The organism is Candidatus Protofrankia datiscae (assembly GCF_000177615.2).
Taxonomy (GTDB): domain Bacteria; phylum Actinomycetota; class Actinomycetes; order Frankiales; family Frankiaceae; genus Protofrankia; species Protofrankia coriariae.
Genome location: NC_015656.1, coordinates 5,228,531 through 5,247,190, shown reverse-complemented (window position 1 = coordinate 5,247,190; position 18,660 = coordinate 5,228,531). Strand labels below are relative to the sequence as shown.

At 71.2% G+C, this 18,660-nt stretch carries 14 protein-coding genes; 8 read left to right on the top strand and 6 right to left on the bottom strand.

What is annotated here, in order from left to right:
• Positions 1-144 precede the first annotated feature (144 nt).
• From FSYMDG_RS22035 to FSYMDG_RS22025, 3 genes are read left to right on the top strand one after another with little or no spacing between them, the layout of a single operon-like run.
• Positions 145-363: a helix-turn-helix domain-containing protein gene (locus tag FSYMDG_RS22035; RefSeq protein WP_013875580.1), complete on the top strand. Its 219-nt coding sequence runs from the start codon at positions 145-147 to the stop codon at positions 361-363.
• Entirely contained in the window at positions 360-1,049 is a 690-nt protein-coding gene (locus tag FSYMDG_RS22030; RefSeq protein WP_013875579.1) for a hypothetical protein, read from the top strand. The genes FSYMDG_RS22035 and FSYMDG_RS22030 overlap by 4 nt, the downstream gene beginning before the upstream one ends.
• Positions 1,050-1,098: 49 nt before the next feature.
• Entirely contained in the window at positions 1,099-2,061 is a 963-nt protein-coding gene (locus FSYMDG_RS22025; protein ID WP_013875578.1) for an NlpC/P60 family protein, read from the top strand.
• Positions 2,062-2,371: 310 nt separating this feature from the next.
• Here FSYMDG_RS22025 and FSYMDG_RS26985 read toward each other — a convergent pair whose 3' ends face one another.
• The 4 genes from FSYMDG_RS26985 to FSYMDG_RS29040 all read right to left on the bottom strand — a co-directional run bounded on the left by FSYMDG_RS26985 (position 2,372) and on the right by FSYMDG_RS29040 (position 8,177).
• Positions 2,372-2,530 carry a hypothetical protein gene (locus tag FSYMDG_RS26985; RefSeq protein WP_013875577.1) on the bottom strand — a complete coding sequence of 53 codons (159 nt, stop codon included), beginning with the start codon at positions 2,528-2,530 and terminating at the stop codon, positions 2,372-2,374.
• A gap of 360 nt (positions 2,531-2,890) precedes the next feature.
• The gene (locus FSYMDG_RS22020) at positions 2,891-5,449 is read right to left on the bottom strand and encodes a serine/threonine-protein kinase (protein ID WP_013875576.1); all 2,559 of its coding nucleotides are present in this window, start codon (positions 5,447-5,449) and stop codon (positions 2,891-2,893) included.
• Between the two features lie 195 nt (positions 5,450-5,644).
• On the bottom strand, positions 5,645-6,514 hold the full coding sequence (locus FSYMDG_RS29045) for a hypothetical protein (protein ID WP_237703173.1): 870 nt from the start codon (positions 6,512-6,514) through the stop codon (positions 5,645-5,647).
• 19 nt (positions 6,515-6,533) lie between these two features.
• Complete coding sequence (locus tag FSYMDG_RS29040; protein WP_237702913.1) at positions 6,534-8,177, bottom strand: serine/threonine-protein kinase; 1,644 nt, start codon at positions 8,175-8,177, stop codon at positions 6,534-6,536.
• 385 nt (positions 8,178-8,562) lie between these two features.
• On the opposite strand from FSYMDG_RS29040, the gene pgi reads away from it, so the two are divergent.
• Entirely contained in the window at positions 8,563-10,284 is a 1,722-nt protein-coding gene (gene pgi / locus FSYMDG_RS22010) for a glucose-6-phosphate isomerase (RefSeq protein ID WP_013875574.1), read from the top strand.
• 258 nt (positions 10,285-10,542) lie between these two features.
• On the top strand, positions 10,543-10,926 hold the full coding sequence (locus FSYMDG_RS22005) for an STAS domain-containing protein (protein WP_013875573.1): 384 nt from the start codon (positions 10,543-10,545) through the stop codon (positions 10,924-10,926).
• 111 nt (positions 10,927-11,037) lie between these two features.
• On the opposite strand, the gene FSYMDG_RS26590 is transcribed toward FSYMDG_RS22005, so the two are convergent.
• Complete coding sequence (locus tag FSYMDG_RS26590) at positions 11,038-11,247, bottom strand: hypothetical protein (protein WP_131774138.1); 210 nt, start codon at positions 11,245-11,247, stop codon at positions 11,038-11,040.
• A gap of 330 nt (positions 11,248-11,577) precedes the next feature.
• Here FSYMDG_RS26590 and FSYMDG_RS23610 point away from each other — a divergent pair, with 330 nt between their 5' ends.
• The gene (locus tag FSYMDG_RS23610) at positions 11,578-11,919 is read left to right on the top strand and encodes a hypothetical protein (RefSeq protein ID WP_013875571.1); all 342 of its coding nucleotides are present in this window, start codon (positions 11,578-11,580) and stop codon (positions 11,917-11,919) included.
• 207 nt (positions 11,920-12,126) lie between these two features.
• Here the strand turns inward: FSYMDG_RS23610 and FSYMDG_RS21995 are convergent, their stop codons facing one another.
• Complete coding sequence (locus tag FSYMDG_RS21995; protein ID WP_013875570.1) at positions 12,127-15,351, bottom strand: adenylate/guanylate cyclase domain-containing protein; 3,225 nt, start codon at positions 15,349-15,351, stop codon at positions 12,127-12,129.
• A 392-nt stretch (positions 15,352-15,743) separates the two neighbouring features.
• On the opposite strand from FSYMDG_RS21995, the gene FSYMDG_RS23605 reads away from it, so the two are divergent.
• Positions 15,744-16,304 carry a hypothetical protein gene (locus FSYMDG_RS23605; RefSeq protein ID WP_013875569.1) on the top strand — a complete coding sequence of 187 codons (561 nt, stop codon included), beginning with the start codon at positions 15,744-15,746 and terminating at the stop codon, positions 16,302-16,304.
• Positions 16,305-16,721: 417 nt separating this feature from the next.
• On the top strand, positions 16,722-18,566 hold the full coding sequence (locus FSYMDG_RS21980) for an acyl-CoA dehydrogenase (protein WP_013875568.1): 1,845 nt from the start codon (positions 16,722-16,724) through the stop codon (positions 18,564-18,566).
• Positions 18,567-18,660 lie beyond the last annotated feature (94 nt).

Here is an 18,660-nt window from a genome sequence, read left to right as displayed (position 1 = left end):
CGGTTGCTTGGCTTGAACTTCGGACGGATCGATGTAACACGAGCAGTTCAAGTATGACAAGGCTCCTTTGGGGGTCGTCAGGGTGGCTTGGGTGGGTGTAACTTCCTGCGCCGGCGGTATGTGCTCGGAGAGGGAGGCCGTCACGTGGCACAGGAGGGCGTCTCGGTGGCGGCGTTCGCGGCGGGCAGGGATCCCGCGGACGATGACGTGCTGACGGTCGACGAGCTGGTCGCGTGGCTGCGGCTGTCGGAGAGCACGGTGCTCAGGCTGCTGTCCGAACGGGAGATCCCGGCTCGCAAGGTCGGCCACCAGTGGCGAATCCGCCGTGGTCGGGTCAGGGACTGGCTGGACGGCAGGGAGTGATCTTTTCCGGCATGTCGGTCGGGCGGGCGCCTTCGCGGATGCTCGTGCGGGGCGCGTCCAGGCTGTGCGTGCTGGTGGCGGCGGCGCCGGTGCTGCTGTGCGGTGTGTCGGCCTGTTCGGCCGTGCGTGACGTCGTGGCCCGGGCGAGCAGCGCCCCGACCGCGACCGGGCCACCGCCGGCCGCGAGCCAGCCACCTGGTCCGCCACTTGCCACCGCCTCACCGCTGGCCTCCGCCCCGCTCGACCCCCATGATCCCGGAAGCGTCGCGGTGGACTGCTTCACCCGCTGGCAGTCCTACGACACCCGGGCCGACAGCGGACCGGACGCCGGTCTGCTGCGCGTCCGCACCTGCATGACCCCGGACTTCTTCGCCCAGCTCGGCGGGGAACGGGCCGCCACCGCCACCGAGGAGCCGGCGCGGGGCTGGCTGGAACTGCGGGAGCTGGGCAGCCGGTCCACCGTCGAGGTGCTCGCCACCTCGCCGCTCGGCGGTGTCGACAGCACCGCCAGCGGCCGGGTCGTGCTGCTGCTCAACGTCCGGCGCACGACCGTGAGCGACCGGGTCGGCGACCGCGTCGAGACGGTGTCGAACCCGGCGCTCACCCTGCTCCGCCAGACCGACGGCACCTGGCTGGTGGCCGGCGCGGACCTGGCGAACTCCTACGGCGACGCACCGGGCCGCTGACGCCGTGGCAGGGGGGAGCGCCCGCGCCCGTCGGCGCCGGCAACGATGGATGCTCTGGGGCGGGCTGGGGCTGGCCGGCAGCATCGCCGCGTTCGTCTTCGGTGTCACGGCCATCGTCGTGATCATTGCCGGCCCCTTCATCGGGAACGACGGTTCCGACGTGCGCCGGACGATCAGGAACGCCGCCGGCATCCCGCCGGAGTATCTGCCGATGATCATCGAGGCCGCGAGCAACGCCGGTTGCGCCGAGGTGTCGCCGGCGGTGCTGGCCGCTCAGCTACACCAGGAGTCCGGTTTCAACCCGTCCGCCCGCTCCGCTGTCGGCGCGATGGGTATCGCCCAGTTCATGCCCGGGACCTGGGCGGTCCACGGCCAGGACGACGTGTGGAACCCGGCGGACGCCATCCCCGCCGCGGCCCGTTACGACTGTGCGGTGGCCGCGGCGACGGCGTCCGTTTCGGCGGATCCACGGGAGAAGATGCTCGCGGCCTACAACGCCGGGCCGGGCGCGGTGCTCGCCTACGCCGGTGTTCCGCCGTACCCGGAGACCCGTAACTACGTCCGGACCATCCTCGCCCAGGCACAGGTCTATGGCGACGTCATCGACGCCATGGTCGCGGGCACGGTGTCGGCGGCCGCGGTGGCCCCGGTGCTGGCGTTCATGGAGAGCCAGATCGGCAAGCCCTACGTGTGGGGCGCGACCGGCCCGGACGCCTGGGACTGCTCCTCGCTGGTGCAGGCGGCGTACCAGCGGATCGGGGTGTCGCTGCCACGGGTCACCGTGGACCAGATGCGGGCGGGCCCGCTGGTGTCCGCCGTGGATCCGCAGCCCGGTGACCTGCTGTTCATCCCCGGGGCCGACGGCACCCCCGCGGCACCGGGCCACGTCGGCATGTACGTGGGGAACGGCCGGGTGATTGCGGCGAAGGGCGCCCGCTGGGGTGTGGTCCAGTCCGCCCTGTCGGACTGGACGTCGATCGTGGCGGTCACTCGCCCGCTGGCCGCCACCTGACCGGCTGCCGCCTGATCAGCTGTCACACGGCTGGCTGCCCCGTGCCTGGTCGCCAGGTAGGCCGCCATGTATGTCACATATACCGCCGCTACATATACCGCCGCTACGTGTGCCGCCGCGGATGAGGCGGGTCCGCCGTGTCCGGGCGTGTCCGCGTGGGCGCCGCCGTTCGCCCGGGTATCCCGTACAACCTCGGCCGCCCCCACGGGCATGGTCGGGGGAGCCCGCCGGCCTCGCGGTGGGAGCGGCGAACATCAATGATCATTGCGTCACGGTTCATGCGCTGTCCCGTCCGATCCCGTTCGGCGTCTCATGCGACCTCTGTGACGAAATGGGACAAGCCTTCCGCGGCGTCCCCGAGCACGCTGACCGCCGAGTGGACCACGTAAGCGGCATCACTGGGCGTGTTCGCCAGATAAAAGATCAGCAGTGCGAGCAGGGACAGGTGCGTCAGTTTCTTCACGGTCATGTCGGACCTCGCGGGAGACGGGGTGGACAGGCGCCGTCCACGCTCTCCGGAGCCTCCCGCCGTCCACGGTCGCCGACATGTCGACCGCTCGTTTGCGTAATCAGATAACTACTCTGGGTGTCATCTGTCCGGGAAGCAGGGCAGGTGGCGCCGTTGACGGCCACGATGCCGAACGTCCCGTCATCGCTCGACGCCGGTAGGAATCGCGCTGTCCACAAGCGGCCCGGTGCGCTCGCACAGCCGGGAGCGGGCGCACCGATATGAGGCGGCAGGGAACGGTGTGGGGCCGGCCGGGACAAGGCCGGCGGGGCAGGCTGCGGTGGCGGCCGGCGCGGTATACGTCGCTGGTGTCCGGTGCTGTCAGGAGGGCTTGAGGATGGTGGATATGAGGCCGTCCGGCCCGACCCGGCGGACGATCCCGCCGTACTGGGCGATGTAGACCGCGCCGGTGCCGTCGACGGCGACCCCGGTCGGCGCGTAGACCCGGGCCTCCCGCGCGTCCCCGCCGTCCCCGGGCTCGGTGGCGGTACGCGACCCGGCGAAGGTACTGATCACGCCGCTGGCCGCGTCCACCAGCCGGATCACGTTGTTCGCGTAGTCGGCGATGTAGAGATCGCCGTTGGGTGCGAGTGCGATCCCGTCGGGATCGCCGAGCGTCACCGCGGTTGCCGGGGAGCCGTCCCCGGCGCTGCCGACCGGCGGCGGTGAGGCAGTCGGCGTGTGCGACGCCGTGCCCGCCGTGCCGGTCGCTGGCGGTGCCGTGCCGGCGAAACGGGAGATGACGCCCTTCAGGCTGATCTTTCGGACCGTTTCCGCCTCTCCGTCGAGGATGTAGATGCTGCCGTCCCTGGCGATGACGACGTCCGTCGGAACGCTCAACAGGGCGTCGGCGGCCGGGCCGTTGTCACCCGACGTTCCGCTGGTCGACGAGCCCGCGACCGCGGCGATCCTCCCGGTGGCGACTGTGACCTTCCGTACCCGACTGCCTTCGGAAAAGAGGATGTCGCCGTTGTCGTCGACCGCGATCCCGTGTGGTTGCGACAGTTCCGCGGCGGTTGCGGCCCCGTTGTTTCCCGTGAATCCGTCCAGTTCGGGGCCGCTGCCGGCGACCACGGAGATGCCGCCGTCCCTGGTGATCCTGAAGATCTGGCCGTCGGAGGTGCTGGTGGCGACGTAGATCGCGCCGGTGGTGTCGACCGCCACGCTGCTCGGTGAGGCCAGGACCCTCCGGCGGGCGTCGGTGTCGGCCGTGGGCTGTGCGCTTGCCCCGGCCGCCGGCCTCGGTGACGGCGGGCGGGAACCAGCCAGCCACTCGACGGTCCCGGTCGGGCTCAGCGTCAGCACACGGCCAGCGCTGCCGTCCGACACGACGATGGTCCCGTCCGTGCCGACGGCGATGCCGTTCACCGACGAGAGAGCACCGGCGATGGCGGGGCCGCTGTACCCGGCCCGGCCCGGCCGCGGGCTGGAACCGCCGCGCGAGACCGTGACCAGGACGACGGCGACCAGGACGAGCACCAGGACACCGGCGCCGATCCGGTTGCGCCGCGGCCCGAACAGGGCAGCCACACGCCGTGCCCCCGAACCGCGTGCCCCGGAACCGTGCGCCTCGGGGTACTCCAGCCCTCGCTCGCCACCGCCAGTTGGCCGGCCGTCCGGTGGCCCGGGAGGTGGGGTCCGGGTGGGAGCCGTGAACGAGTTGGACGACCGGCCGTCCGGTGGTTCGGGGCTCGGGCCTCCCAGAGGCTGTCCGGCCGGCTGCCAGGCAACCCGGGCCGGTACCCGGCCGTCCGGCCACCCGGCCGCCGGATCCGCTGCCGAGACAGGTGGGGAGTCCGGGGTGACCAGCCGAGTCGTGTCGCCGCCCGTACCCGCGTCCGTGTCCGTGTCCGTACCAGTGGCCGCGCCGGACGTCGACCACCACGGCCGGGTCGTCGCCGGGCGCGGCTGCGCCGGTGACCGGGGCGTGGCCGCCGCGTCACCTCGAGCCGCCGCGGTGACGGCGTCCGGCAGGCTGGTGGGTACCCTGCTGGCGGTCAGCCAGCCGGGGCCGTAGGCGCTGGCCGCGGCCCGCGCCAGATCGATGGCGAACTCCTGGGCGGAGGAGTGCCGGGCGGGCGGGCTCTTCTCCAGCGCGCGCCCGATCACGGCGGCAACCGGCTCCGGGGCCTCCGTCAGCTGTGCGGGAGGCACGTTGAGGTGGTGGTGGAGCATCGCCGGGACACTCAGGTGCCGCTCGAACGGAGGTCGGCCGGCCAGCAACTCATAGAGGACGAGCCCGAGGGCGTACAGGTCCGTCGCCGGGCTGAGCCGGTCACCGCTGATCTGCTCCGGCGCCATGTAGCGCGGTGTGCCCACCAGCCCGGTGGTGGTGGTCGCCGTGGTCTCAAGGATCTTGGCGATGCCGAAGTCGGTCACCTTGGGCAGGCCGGCGTCGGTGAACAGCAGGTTGTCCGGCTTGATGTCCCGGTGCAGGACGCCGCGGGCGTGCGCGGCGGCCAGCGCGGTGGCGGCCGACAGCCCGATCGCGCAGGCCGCCGGCTGGTTCGACCCGCCAGGCCCGGAAGGCCCGGTGCCGCGCCGCCACCGGCCGTCCGGGCCGGTGGCGAACCGCTGGCGCAGGCTGCCGCCGGTCAGTTTCTCCATCACCAGCAGGCACAGGCCGCCGCGTTCCACATAGTCGTAGACCCGGACGACATGAGGATGGTCGAACCCGGCGAGCAGCCGCGCCTCCACCAGGAACCGCTCGCGGACCTCCTCGGCCCCGCCGTCCTCCTCGGGCAGCACCTTGACGGCGACATCACGCTGGATCAGTTTGTGCCGGCCGGCGAAGACCACGCCGAAGCCCCCGCGGCCGAGCTCGTCACCGACGTCGTAGTCCGGTAACGCGGCCGCTACCCGTGCGCGGTCGACTGCCATGTCGTGGTCCTACTCGATTCCTCGGGGTCGCCGGCGCGCGGGAAACAGGGAAGCGAACGAAGTACACAAGCGAACGAAGTGCCTGAAGTGTACGAAGTGCATGGAGCGCACATGGTGGCACCACCGCCGGTCGCCAGCTGCCCGGGTGACCGGCGACACGCGGTAAGAAGCATGATCCGACGGTTTCCGGCCGGTCTACCCGGCCTGGGCAACGGTCGTGATGATGCCGGTGGTGCTGACGCGCCGGACGCGGTCGTTCTTGTCGTCGGCGATGTAGAGGTTGCCGGCGCCGTCGACGGTGACGCCGGTCGGGCTGGACAGCTGCGCCCGGATCGCCGCCGCGCCGTCCCCGGCCGAGCCCGCGGTCCCGTTGCCGGCGACAGTGGTGATCACACCGTTGGTGGCCACCCGCCGGATGCGCTCGTTGCTGTAGTCGGCGATGTAGAGGACGCCGTCCGGGCTGAGGGCGACGCTGGGGACGCGCAGCTGGGCCGCGGTGGCCGGGCCGCCATCCCCGCCGTAGCCGGAGGTGCCGTTCCCGGCGACGGTCGTGATGACGCCGTTGGGGCTGACCTTGCGGATCCGCGCGTTGCCGAGCTCGGATATGTAGAGGGTGCCGTCGGCGGCCACCGCCAGGTTGTTGGGATTTTTGATCTGGGCCTGGAGGGCCGGGCCGCCATCGCCGGAGAAGCCGGCCGTGCCGGTGCCGGCGATCGTCGTGATGATTCCCAGCGGGTCAATCTTCCGGATGCGCTGGTTCTCGTAGTCGGAGATGTAGATCGAGTCGTCTGTGGCGACCGCCAGCCCGTAGGGCTCGTTGAGCTGGGCCGCCGTGGCCGGGCCGCCGTCGCCGGAGAAGCCGGCCGTGCCGGTGCCGGCGATCGTCGTGATGATTCCCAGCGGATCGATCTTCCGGATGCGATGGTTGTGCGAGTCGCTGATGTAGACGTTGCCGTCCGAGTCGACGGCCGTCGTGGCCGGGCTGTTCAGCTCCGCCTGGGTGGCCGGGCCGCCGTCGCCGCCGAAGCCCGCGTTGCCGCTGCCGGTGCCGGCGACGGTGACCACGGTCCCGTCCGGCTGGATCTTACGTATCTGGTGGCTGGTCCAGTCGGTGATGTAGAGCGCGCCCGCCCGGTCGATCGTGACGTCGTACGCGTCCAGGTCGGGCAGGGTCAGCGCCGTGCCCGAGTAGGCGGTGCCCGGCACGAACAGCGCGGAGTGGGCCGGAGTGCCCCCGCCTCTGGTCACCACCAGCGTGATACCGACGCTCAGCGCGGCGACCACCGTGAACACGACGCCTGTGATCAACCACATCCGACGGCGGGACGGCCGCCGCTGCCCTGCCGGCCATCCCGGGCCGGGTACCGCGGGTGGCTGCGCGCCCGCGGGCACCCGCCCGTCCTGCGGCCCGGACGGCCCGCCGCCGGGAGCGAACGGGTTGGGCTGCCACCAGTCTGTACCGGGCCGGCCCGGCGGCGGCCCCACCGGCCGGCTGGGCCGGCGGCGGATACCCGGCTGGCGGCACCCAGTAGGGGGCCTGGGGTCCGGGGGCGGCCCGGCCGTCGTACGGAGGCGGATACGCCTGCGCCGCCTGGGGCTGCTGCGGCCCGGACCATCCCGGTTGCGACTGCGGCCATCCCGGCTGTGGTTGTGCCTGTGGCCCGGACCATCCTGGCTGCGGCTGCGGCTGCGGCTGCGGCTGCGGCTGCGGCTGCGGCTGCGGCTGCGCGCCAGCGGGCCACGGCCGCGGCGGCTGCTGGGGCCCGGATCCCGGCGTAGCGGGCTGTCGGGGCTGTGCCTGGGCACCCTGAGCGGACGGATTCGACCCGGACACCTGGCCCAGCGCCGCGTGCCGCACCTCGTCGTCCACCCGCACCTTGATGCCGCTGCGGGTGAGCCAGCTCGGACCGAACGAGCCCGCGGCGGCCTGGGCGAGATCAAGGGCGAATTCGGTGGCGCCGCCGAAGCGGGCGGCGGGTTCCTTGGCCAGCATGCGCATGATGACCGTGTTGATGGCGGCGGGTATGCCCTCGAGCGGGAGCGGGGTGACGTTGAGATGGTGGTTGACGAGCTCGCCCACGGACAGGGAACGGCCGAAAAGAGGCCGTTGAGCGAGTAATTCGTAGAGCACCCCGCCGAGTGCGTAGAGATCGGTGGAGGCGTGCAGCCGCCCTCCGGTGATCTGCTCGGGGGCCATGTAACGCGGCGTCCCGAGAATCCCGCTGGCGGTCGTCTCGGTGCCCTCGAAAATCTTCGCGACGCCGAAGTCGGTGACCTTCAGCAGCCCGTCGGAGGCGAACATCATGTTGTCGGGCTTGATGTCCCGGTGCAGGACGTTGTGGGCGTGCGCGGCCTGCAGCGCCGCCGCGGCCGCCAGGCCCAGCGCGCAGGTGGCCTCCGGGGGGATCGGGCCGGTCGCCAGCCGCTGGCGCAGGGTGCCGCCGGGGAGCAGCTCCATGACGAGCAGACAGCTGCCTCGATGCTCGATGTAGTCATGGATGCGCACGATGTGCGGGTGGTCGAGTTCGGCCAGGACGCGGGCCTCGGCGAGGAAGCGGGCCCGCAGGTCCGCGTCGTTGGCCGTGTCGAGCAGCACCTTGATCGCGACGTTGCGGCCGATCAGCCGATGACGGCCGCCGAGGACCAGCCCGTAGCCACCGCGGCCGAGTTCGCCTTCGACCTGGTAGCCGGGGAGAGCGGTCTCCACCAGCGAGCGATCAATCAACAAAGGTCAGTTCCGTCCGCCACCGTATGGACAGCCATTCCCGCATCCGTGCCGGAGCCGCAAAACAGTCGTGAGTGTACGACCGTCACCGTCCGCCGATCCCGTCGCGGGTCACAGCCGACGCTGACAGATGGGTGACACAGATCATATCCAGTGACAGCCGGTCACGTTCATGATCTATCCGCATTCACAGTGTCACATCGACTGGTGGGCGGCCTGTGCCGGTTCCCGGCGGTACCGCGCCGTCGCGCCGGACCTCCGGGTGACGCGCGCGGTGACCTGCTGGGCATGCGGTGACGTGGACCCGGCGCGGGGGCATGCAGCATCGTGGGCATGTCGCAGCCGCGCCCGCGCCCGCAGCCGTCCAACCGGGAGGTTCCCGAAGATCATGTCGTCCATTGAGCCGTCCCCTGGTGCTGTCCAGCACGATTCCCTGATAACCGGCACGCCGGAATGGGCGGCGCTCGAGAAGCACCACGCTGAGCTTGCCGGTGTCCATCTGCGCGGCCTGTTCGACGACGACCCGCGTCGGGGCGAGACGCTCACCGCGGCGGCCGACGGCCTCCACCTCGACTTCTCCAAGAACAGAATCACCGCCCGGACGGTGGAGCTGCTGGTCGCCCTGGCCGGACGGGCCCGGCTGCGGGAGCAGATCGAAGCCATGTTCACCGGCCAGCGGATCAACACGACCGAGGGCAGGGCGGTGCTCCATGTCGCGCTGCGCGCCCCCGCGGACGCCGTCATCGAGGTGGACGGTGTGAACGTGGTGCCCGCGGTGCACGCCGTGCTCCAGCGGATGTCCGCGTTCGCCGACAAGGTCCGTTCCGGGGTCTGGCGGGGCGCCACCGGAAAGCACATCCGGACGGTCGTGAACATCGGGATCGGCGGCTCGGACCTCGGCCCGGCCATGGCGTACGACGCGCTGCTCGACTACTCCGACCGGTCGATACGGTTCCGCTTCGTCTCCAACGTCGACGGCACCGACATCTGGGAGGCGACCCACGACCTCGACCCGGCCGAGACGCTGTTCGTCGTCTCGTCCAAGACGTTCACCACCCTGGAGACGCTCGCGAACGCCCGCACCGCCCGCGCCTGGGTGACCGACGCGCTCGGGCCGGACGCCGTCCCGTTCCACTTCGTGGCGGTGTCGACGAACACGGTGGAGGTGACCGGGTTCGGTATCGACAGCGCCAACATGTTCGAGTTCTGGGACTGGGTCGGTGGGCGGTACTCGGTGGACTCCGCGATCGGCCTCTCCCTGATGCTGGCGATCGGGCCGGAGCACTTCCGTGACCTGCTCGCCGGGTTCCACGCGATGGACGTCCACTTCCGGACGGCTCCGTTCGACCGGAACCTGCCGGTGCTGCTGGGGCTGCTCGGCCTGTGGTACCGGGACTTCTTCGGCGCGCAGACCCATGCCGTGCTGCCCTACAGCCACTATCTGGGACGGTTCCCGGCATATCTGCAGCAGCTCGACATGGAGAGCAACGGCAAGTCCGTGGACCGCTCCGGCCGGCCGGTGTCCACGCCCACCGGCCCGGTGGTGTGGGGCACGCCCGGGACCAACGGCCAGCACGCCTACTTCCAGCTCATCCACCAGGGCACCGCGCTGGTCCCGGCCGACTTCATCGGCTTCGTCCACCCGAACCACGACGTGCCGACAGGCCGGGACACCGGGACGGACCACCACGTCCTGCTGATGGCGAACTTCTTCGCCCAGACCGAGGCGCTCGCCTTCGGCCGCGGCGCCGAACAGGTCGCCGCCGAAGGGGTCGACCCCGCCCTCGTCCCGCACCGGACGTTCCCGGGGAATCGGCCGACCAACACGATTCTCGCGGACCGGCTGACGCCGTTCACCCTCGGTCAGCTCATCGCCCTGTACGAGCACAGGGTCTTCACCCAGGGCGTGCTCTGGGACATCAACAGTTTCGACCAGTGGGGGGTGGAGCTCGGCAAACTGCTGGCGCAGCGCATCATTCCGGAACTGTCGGCGGATACCACGGACGGTGACAATCTCGCCGAGGCCGCCGATGCCGGACGGCTGGCCCATGACAGTTCCACCAACAGCCTCATTCGCCGCTTTCGCGAGGCCCGACGCGCCCCGCGGTGACCCCGGTGCCGGCCCGCGGTGCTGGCCTGGTGACCGTCAGGACCCGGCCCGTTGGCCGCCCGGCAGCTCCCACCGGGCCCGCGCCCCGTGGGAGTCGGAATCTTTGGTCACGCTCGGTAGTATCGTTGTGTCGAGTGTGTGTATCTCGTGGCTCGGGGAAAGACCACGGCTGTTGACGATTCTCATCCGGTCTCATCCGGAGGTGTGGCAACGGGTGACAGTGGCGGGGAACCGGCGGTATCACCGGGGGGCAAAAGCATGCAGGTGCAGGCCGGTCAGCTGCGGATGTCGGTGACGCAGTCCGAGCGCGAAGTGATCATCATACTCGACGGCGAGCTCGACACCCGTGGCCGGTTGCGATTCCGTCAGCAGATCCACGAGCTGCTCGGCCGTGGCGGCACCGACGTGGTGGTGGACGTCGGCGGTCTGAGCGCCATTGACATCGCGGGGATGGCCGCGCTCCTGCGGGCCGACCTGCTGTTGCGCGGGGTCCACTCGACCGTGCGGATCCGGGGGGCGTCCCCGGCGTTCATGGCGTTGTTGCGTTCCACCGGCCTGACCGGCCGGCTACACGTCGAACCCGGGTCGCGACGGCCGGCCACCGGGACGCCCAGAGCCACCGCCACCAGCTCCGCGCGCTGATCAGCCCGCGGCCGGTCAGCGGCTCCGCGCCACGCTGACCGGCGCCATCTTTTTCCACGCATCCTTCTCACCAGCCCCGGCATGCTGGGGCTGGTGACGTCGGGCTGTCGGTCAGGGGCGGACGGCGTGTCGGGACACGATCAGCCGCAGAAGCCGGGCCGGGGGCGGGCCGGTCTCCTCAACCACCCCGACGCAGGTGTCGTCCAGGTCCGGGACGGCCCGCAGCGCCGGCCGTCGCACCCGTTCGATCATTTGTTCCACCCGCTGCATGGCCAGCATACCGACCATCAGCAGGAGTGGAAATCCCAGTACAACCGCCACCGATCCGGCCACCGTGCCCCCCGGCCTTCGTCGACAACACGGAAAGTTCTGATGTAATCCCTTTCCGTTATCTCGTCATCGGTTTTACCCATGCTCGCAGGGCATTCACTTCCTGCCGCCGACTTCGTACATAGAGGGTGAGTGACGCTGCGGACGCCGGACGGCGGCGGCTGACGGCGGTATCATTACCGGGCCCAGCCGGGCGCCGGCTGTAAAGCGGTGCCTGTCACCATGTCTGTCATGCCGAGGTCCGCCGTGACGCAGTCGGCCGGCTCGGAGGGCCCGCCGCTAAGCGGGCCCCGCAACAGGCCCTGGCCGGTTGGACGGGCCATGCCAAGCGACGCCGAGCTGTGGACGCGGACGCGGATGCGGATGCTGATCGAGCAGATCGAGGTCGCCCAGGCGGAGATCGTCCTGCACCGAGCGGCCTACGAGCGGGCCAGCGAGGAGGAGGCGGCCGACCGCCCGTGGCTGCGCAGCCCGGTGGAACGTCTCACGATCGCCCGGATCGCCCGTGCGCTGGCCGCGGAGTTGGCCGCGGTGGAACGCTTCCGGGCGTGGGCCGAGGAGCTCTACTACCTGCAGGAAGAGGCCTGTGACCGCGGGCACGGGGCCACGCCCGGGAGCCCGGACGACCCGGCAGGCGGTGGCCGGCGGCCGGCGGGGTTCTAGAACCGCCCGCGACCAGATCAGCGGACGGACGGACCGCCAGGGGCCGGCCGGCTGAACGGCCGGGGACCGGGCCCGGACGGACGGGCCGGGCCTCAGGCGGTGGCAGCGGCAGCGGCGGAGGTGGGCAACAGGCCTCAGACCGAAGGGCCCGGCAGGCAGAGGCGCCAGCGGCCGGCAAAGGCAGATGAGGCCCTCCGGACGGGGCCCTCAGACGGAGGCAGTGAGGTTCTCCGACAGTCGGCGGGCCTGCGCCGCCCCGGTGAGGTTGCCCTTCTTCTCGTAGCAGGTGACCGCGGCGTCGACCTTCGGCCGGACCAGGTCGGTCTGCCCGGTCCGGTGGAGCACCTCGGCGTAGGTCAGCCAGGCCTGCGCCTGCCCGTCCCAGTCGTCGGTCCGGCCGGCGAGATCGCAGGCGGCCTCGGCGAACCGCACGGCCTCGACCTCCCGGTCCCGGCCCCGCATCGCGAGCAGTTTGGCGTGCACCCCGCACCAGCCCGCCTGGGCGGGCACCTGGTCGCCGGCGGCGGCGTCGCGGGAGCGCGACACGTAGGTGGTTGCCTCGTCCAGACGCCCGAGCTTGACCAGGACGTCGGCGAGGGCCGCGGCACGGGTGGCCAGGTGCGCGCGCTCGCCCATCCGGGCCAGCCGGCGGCAGCTGCGCCGCAGCTCGTGCTCGGCGGTGTCGAGGTCGTCGGTGAGCAGGGCGATCCGGGCGACGACGAAACCCCCGTACAGCGGGTCCCCGCGGGGGCTGCGCACGTCCCAGTCGATCGCCTCGGCCCGGGCCAGGTGGTCCATGCCGGCGTCGAGCTCCCCGGCCATCGTGTGCAGCAGCGCCAGCTGGGCGAGCAGGGACCGGCGCAGGCCGCGGTCGTCGCCGACACCGGCCAGCGCCCGCTGCGCGCGCTCGATCGACTCGCCGACCGGCCGGGGGGCCAGGCTGAGCAGGTGGACGAGGTCGCGCCTGGTCGTCTGGACGTCGCGCAGCACCCCGGACTCCTCGGCGTGCCGGACGGCGGCCTGCATCGCCCGTTCCGCCAGGGCGTAGCAGCCGGCCGCCATGTAGGCGGCGGCCTGGCTGCGGCAGGCGAGCGCGGCGCCGACCTCGTCCCCGCTCTGCACGAAGATCGGTAACGCTCGGGTCGCCTCGCCGAGGGTTTCGGCGACCAGCCCCTCCGGGCTGGTGGCGAACATCAGCCGCAGGTGGGCGAGACGGGCGTGGGCGCGCAGGCCCGCCTCACCGATCCGGGTGGCCCGGTCGGTCGCCTGGCGCAGCATGCGTTCGGCGTCGCTGAAACGACCGAAGGAGTACAGCGCCCAGCCAAGGTCGATCTCGGCGCGTATTCGCAGCGGGTCTGTCACTGGAAGTAGTTTGACCGCCCGTTTGAGGAGCCCGGCCGCGCCCGTCTCGTCGCCTTGACGGACCCGGTCGGCGGCCTCGATCAGGCAGGTGGCGGCCTGCCGTCCCAGCTCCTCGGTCTCGGCGTCGCGCAGCCCGAGTTCGACCCGGTACCGGTAGGCCTGCTCCAGGTGGTAGCCGACGAGCTCGTCGTGCTCACCGGGCCGCCCGGCCATCCGGGTCTGCAGCCAGCTCGCGTATCCCTGGTGCAGGTCGGCCCGCTGCCGCTTCGACGTCGCCTGGTAGGCGCAGTCGCGCAGCAGGACGTGCAGGAACCGGAACGCCTCCACCCCGGGCAGGTCCGACCGGTCGGGATGGACCAGCTCCTTGCGGACCAGTGACAGGCAGTGCTCGGCGACCGCCGCCCGGTCCGCCGGGGCGGACAGCTCCACCACCGCGTCCAGGTAGAAACGCTGCCCGACCACGGCTGCGCGCTCCAGGACCCGGCGCTCGTGGATGTTGAGCCGGTCCAGGCGGGCGGCGAGCAGCGCGGAGATCGTCGGGGCGACCTGGACCGAGCCCAGGTTGTCGGTGGCGATCCAGTGGTCGCCCTCGCGGCGCAGCAGCCCGTCGTCGACGAGGGCCGCCAGCGTCTGCTCGACGAACAGCGGGTTGCCCGCGGCCGAGTCGGTGATGCGCGCGACCAGCTCCGGGTCGAGGTCGTTCGAGCCCATCAGGGTACGGATCAGGCGCTGGCAGCGCTCCTCGCTCAGTGGCTGCAGCAGCATGGACGTGGTGTTGAGCTTGCCGCCGCCCCACGTCCGGCGTTCCTCGAGCAGCTCCGGCCTGGTCAGGCACAGCAGCAGGATCGGCGCCTCCCGGGACCAGTCGGCGACGTGTTCGATCAGGTCCAGCAGGGTCGGCTCGGCCCAGTGCACATCGTCGAACCAGACGATCAGCGGACGTTTCTCGGCGAGCGCGGCGAGGAAGGTCCGCACCGCCCAGAAGCTCTCCTGCGCGCCGACCTCGGCGCCGCCGAGCCCGACCAGGGGCGCCAGCCCGTCCACCACGGCGGCGGCGTCCCCGGTGACGCTGCCGCCCTCGTCCAGCAGCTCACGCAGGCGGCGGCGGCCCTCGGGCGCGCTCTCGTCGGCGGACATCCCGGTCGCCTGCCGGACCATCTCCATCAGCGGCCAGTAGGTGATGCCCTCGCCGTAGGACAGGCAGCGCCCGGTGAGCACCGTCGCCCGCGGCGCCATCGCCTCGCAGAACTCCCGGACCATTCGGGACTTCCCGATACCGGCCGGGCCGAGCAGGGTGAACAGGTGGCAGGTGCGTTCCTCGATCACCTGCTCGAGGGCGTCGTCGAGGCGGCGGCGCTCCCGCTCCCGGCCGATCACGGGGGCGGCGAAACCCTCGGGCGCGAACCGCGCCCCCGGCCCGATCCCGGGGTGAGCCAGGTCGATCAGACGGTGGGCCCGCAGCGGTGCCTTCTTGCCCTGGACGACCAGCGGCCCGACCGGTTCGGCGCGCACGTGCGGCCGGATCAGCCGCAGGGTGGCGTCCGCGATGAAGATCTCGCCGGGGGCGGCGGCCTCCTCCAGCCGGGACGCGACGTTGACGGCGTCCCCGGTGATGCCGCCGCCCGTCCCCGGCCCGCCGACGGTGACCTCGCCGGTGTTGATGCCGATGCGGATGCGGAAGCGGAACCCCCAGTCACGTTCCAGGTCGGCGTTGAGCACGTCCATGCTGGCGCGGATCCCGCATGCGGCGCGGGCGGCCCGCAGCGCGTCGTCCTCGTGCAGGACGGGGATGCCGAAGACGGCGAACACGGCGTCCCCGATGAACTTCTCGACGCTGCCCCCGTGCGAGGAGATCACCTCGCGGGCGGCGCTGAAGAACCGCCACATGACCTGTTGCAGCGGCTCGGAGTCGATCTGCTCGCCGATGGCCGTGTAGCCGGTGACGTCGCAGAACAGGATCGTGACGGTCTTGCGGGCGCCGATCCCGAACGTGGGCTGGGGAGTACCACAGGAGAAGCAGAAGCGTGCTTCCTCCTGATTGGCCTTTCCGCATGTCGGGCAGGCGACCATGTGCCGGATCGTAGGCCGGAGAACCGCCGTACGGGACGGGATGGCGATGTCAGTCGTTTCCGGTGATCGTGATCTGTCCCACAGTGGCGAGGAATGCGTCCCGATCCGGTCACGCCTGGTTCATGCCAGTCTGGAATCCTGGCCGGCGCCCGCCGGATCGGTCGTGTTTCCCGTCCGCCGCCGTGCCCTGCCGGTCGATGCGCAGGCCATCTCCGGTTCATCCCCGATCCATCTCCGATCGATCGTTGGTCGATCGTCGACCGCGGGCGGCGCCCGGCCGGCCACCCGCATCAACCAACATCCGGCTGACACGGCCTAAGCTGGACGGTGTGGCGACTGGACATGCAGGACACGGGTGTCTATGGGCCAATGCCGCAACCCGTGCCCGGAGCGTGGCAGGTGCCGCCGCGGCGGTCGGGCTGACGGCGCTCCTGCTGGCCGGCTGCGGGTCGTCCGGGAGCGACATCGAGATGTCCGCGCCACGAGCCTCGGCCACGGGCTCCCCGGGCGGGCCGAGTGAACGCTCCGGGCCGCCACCGGCCGCGACCGGCGGGACGGACACCGCCGCCCCGGGCACGCAGGCATCTCCGGGCACGCAGGCCTCCCCGGGAGCGTCCGATCCCGCCGCGCCGGGCGACGTCCCCGACACCCTGCTGGATCCTGACTCGTCGTACTGGCCGCCCGCGGTGTTCGTGGGCCAGCCGTGCGTACCCGCGCGCGACATCGCCCCACGACAGGCCATCAACGGGCTGATCCTGTACTGCCAGCGGACGGACCCGGGTCAGCCGCGCTGGGGGCTGGCCAGCCCGCCGCCGCCCGAACCGGCCGCTCCCGTGCCGAACGCCGAATGCACCGTCACCGACACCGGCCAGGTTGTTCAGGGGGCCAACGGGCGTCCCGTGATCTGCCTGCGCGATCCCGACGGCAACCTGCGCTGGGGGGACGTCTCGTAGGCCGTCTCCGGCGGATCGTCGTCCGCCCCGGGCGTACGTATCCGGGACGGTTTTCCAGGCGGCCGGCCGGGTCTCGGAAGCCGCGGCGAAGGAACCGCGGCGGAATCCGGGCGCGGGAGAAGAACGATCGTTTTCTCCGGTGATGGCGTGGGAGTCTTCCCGTCGCGGAGTCAGGCGCCATAGAGCGCCACAGAGCCGGACGCCTTTCCATCGCGTCCACGCGGAGAGTTTCGCTGCGCCATGTCATTCGCTACGCAATGTCATGGGTCTGGCTCGCTCCGGCTCGTTGTTCCGAGTTCCACGCATCTGTACCAAGGATGGTTACCGGCGGGTAGCATGGGTACGAGTTACTGGCCAGTAGGAGTACGCCGGCCCCATCGGTGAGCACCGAGGCCGGCTCTTCCCCGGGAGACAGCCATGGGGCACTACAAGAGCAACCTCCGCGACATCGAGTTCAACCTGTTCGAGGTGCTGGGTGTCGACAACACGCTCGGGCATGGCCCGTTCGCCGACATGGATCGCGACACGGCCCACGAAGCACTCGCCGAACTCGACAGACTGGCCACCGGCCCGATTGCCGAGTCGTTCGCGGACGCCGACCGCAACCCGCCGGTCTTCGACGCCAGCTCCGGCAGCGTCACCCTGCCGGAGTCGTTCAAGAAGTCCTACGCCCAGCTCATGGAAGGCCAGTGGTGGCGGCTGTTCGTGCCGCCGCACCTCGGGGGGATGGGCGCGCCGCCCTCGGTCGCATGGGCCGCCTCGGAGCTGGTCCTCGGGGCCAATCCGGCGGTGTTCATGTACATGAGCGGGCCCACCTTCGCGGCGATTCTCGACCGGCTCGGCACCGCCGAGCAGAAGGACCTCGCCCGGCTGGCGATCGAACGCCAGTGGGGCGCGACCATGGTCCTCACCGAGCCCGACGCCGGCTCGGACGTGGGCGCCGGGCGCACCAGAGCGGTACCCCAGCCCGACGGCAGCTGGCACATCGAGGGCGTGAAGCGTTTCATCACCAACGGTGACTGGGACGTACCGGAGAACATCTTCCACCTCACCCTGGCCCGGCCGGTCGGCCACGGTCCGGGCACCAAGGGCCTGTCCATGTTCCTGGTGCCGAAGTTCCTGGTGGACCCGAACACCGGCGAGCCCCGCGAGCGCAACGGCGTCCACGTCTCCAACGTCGAGAAGAAGATGGGGCTGAAGGTCTCCGCCACCTGCGAACTGCGCTACGGCGAGAAGCAGCCCGCGGTCGGCTGGCTGGTCGGCGACGTCCACGACGGCATTGCCCAGATGTTCGAGGTCATCGAGTACGCCCGGATGATGGTGGGCACCAAGGCCATCGCGACACTGTCCACCGGCTATCTCAATGCGCTCGAGTTCGCCCGGACCCGGGTCCAGGGCGCCGACCTGACCCGGCTGCTGGACAAGACCGCGCCGCGCGTCACGGTCATCCACCACCCGGACGTCCGGCGGATGCTGATGGTGCAGAAGGCGTACGCGGAAGGCATGCGGGCGCTCGTCCTGTACACCGCCACGATCCAGGACAGGGTCGCCCTGGCGCAGGCGGCGGGTACCCGGGACGAACTCGCCGAACGGCTCAACGACCTGCTGCTGCCCATCGTCAAGGGCGTCGGCTCGGAACGGTCCTACGAACTGCTCGCGACATCCCTGCAGGTCCTCGGCGGCTCCGGCTACCTGCAGGACTATCCGATCGAGCAGTACATCCGGGACGCCAAGATCGACACCCTGTACGAGGGCACCACGTCCATTCAGGGGCAGGACTTCTTCTTCCGCAAGATCGTGCGGGACCGGAGTACGGCGCTGGGTGCGCTGCTCGGCGAGATCCAGGCATTCGCCAAGGGCGACGCCGGCGACGGCTCGTTGCGACGCGAACGGGAGGTCCTCGGCGTCGCGCTGGACAACGTCCAGTCGATGGTCGGCACACTGGTCGGTTTTCTCACCAGCGTGGCGGAGGATCCCCGCAACGTGTACAAGGTCGGCCTCAACACCACCCGGCTGCTGATGAGCGTCGGTGACCTCGTCATCGGCTGGCTGCTGCTGCGCCAGGCCGAGGTCGCGGAGAACGCGTTGGCCGCGCGGGGGGCGGCGGGGACCCTGTCAGCCAGGGAGCGGGCCTTCTACGCGGGCAAGGTGTCCGCGGCCCGCTGGTTCGCCGCGAACGTGCTGCCCGAACTGTCCGCCCGGCTCGGCGTCCTGGCGGCCACCGACCTCGACCTGATGGACCTCCCCGAGGAGGCGTTCTAATAGCCAGCAGACTGGTAGCTGGTAGCTCTGGGTAGCTGCCTGGTAGGCAGGTGGCGCGGGCAGGTGCCCCGTCCGCGCCACCGGACCCGTGCCC

Excerpts from the sequence above, each read along its gene's own strand:
- FSYMDG_RS22020 (WP_013875576.1), bottom strand. The coding sequence starts at position 5,449 with ATGGCAGTCGACCGCGCACGGGTAGCGGCCGCGTTACCGGACTACGAC.
- pgi (WP_013875574.1), top strand. The coding sequence starts at position 8,563 with ATGTCGTCCATTGAGCCGTCCCCTGGTGCTGTCCAGCACGATTCCCTG.
- FSYMDG_RS21980 (WP_013875568.1), top strand. The coding sequence starts at position 16,722 with ATGGGGCACTACAAGAGCAACCTCCGCGACATCGAGTTCAACCTGTTC.
- FSYMDG_RS22025 (WP_013875578.1), top strand. The coding sequence starts at position 1,099 with ATGCTCTGGGGCGGGCTGGGGCTGGCCGGCAGCATCGCCGCGTTCGTC.
- FSYMDG_RS22005 (WP_013875573.1), top strand. The coding sequence starts at position 10,543 with ATGCAGGTGCAGGCCGGTCAGCTGCGGATGTCGGTGACGCAGTCCGAG.
- FSYMDG_RS26985 (WP_013875577.1), bottom strand. The coding sequence starts at position 2,530 with ATGACCGTGAAGAAACTGACGCACCTGTCCCTGCTCGCACTGCTGATC.
- FSYMDG_RS23610 (WP_013875571.1), top strand. The coding sequence starts at position 11,578 with ATGCCAAGCGACGCCGAGCTGTGGACGCGGACGCGGATGCGGATGCTG.
- FSYMDG_RS21995 (WP_013875570.1), bottom strand. The coding sequence starts at position 15,351 with ATGGTCGCCTGCCCGACATGCGGAAAGGCCAATCAGGAGGAAGCACGC.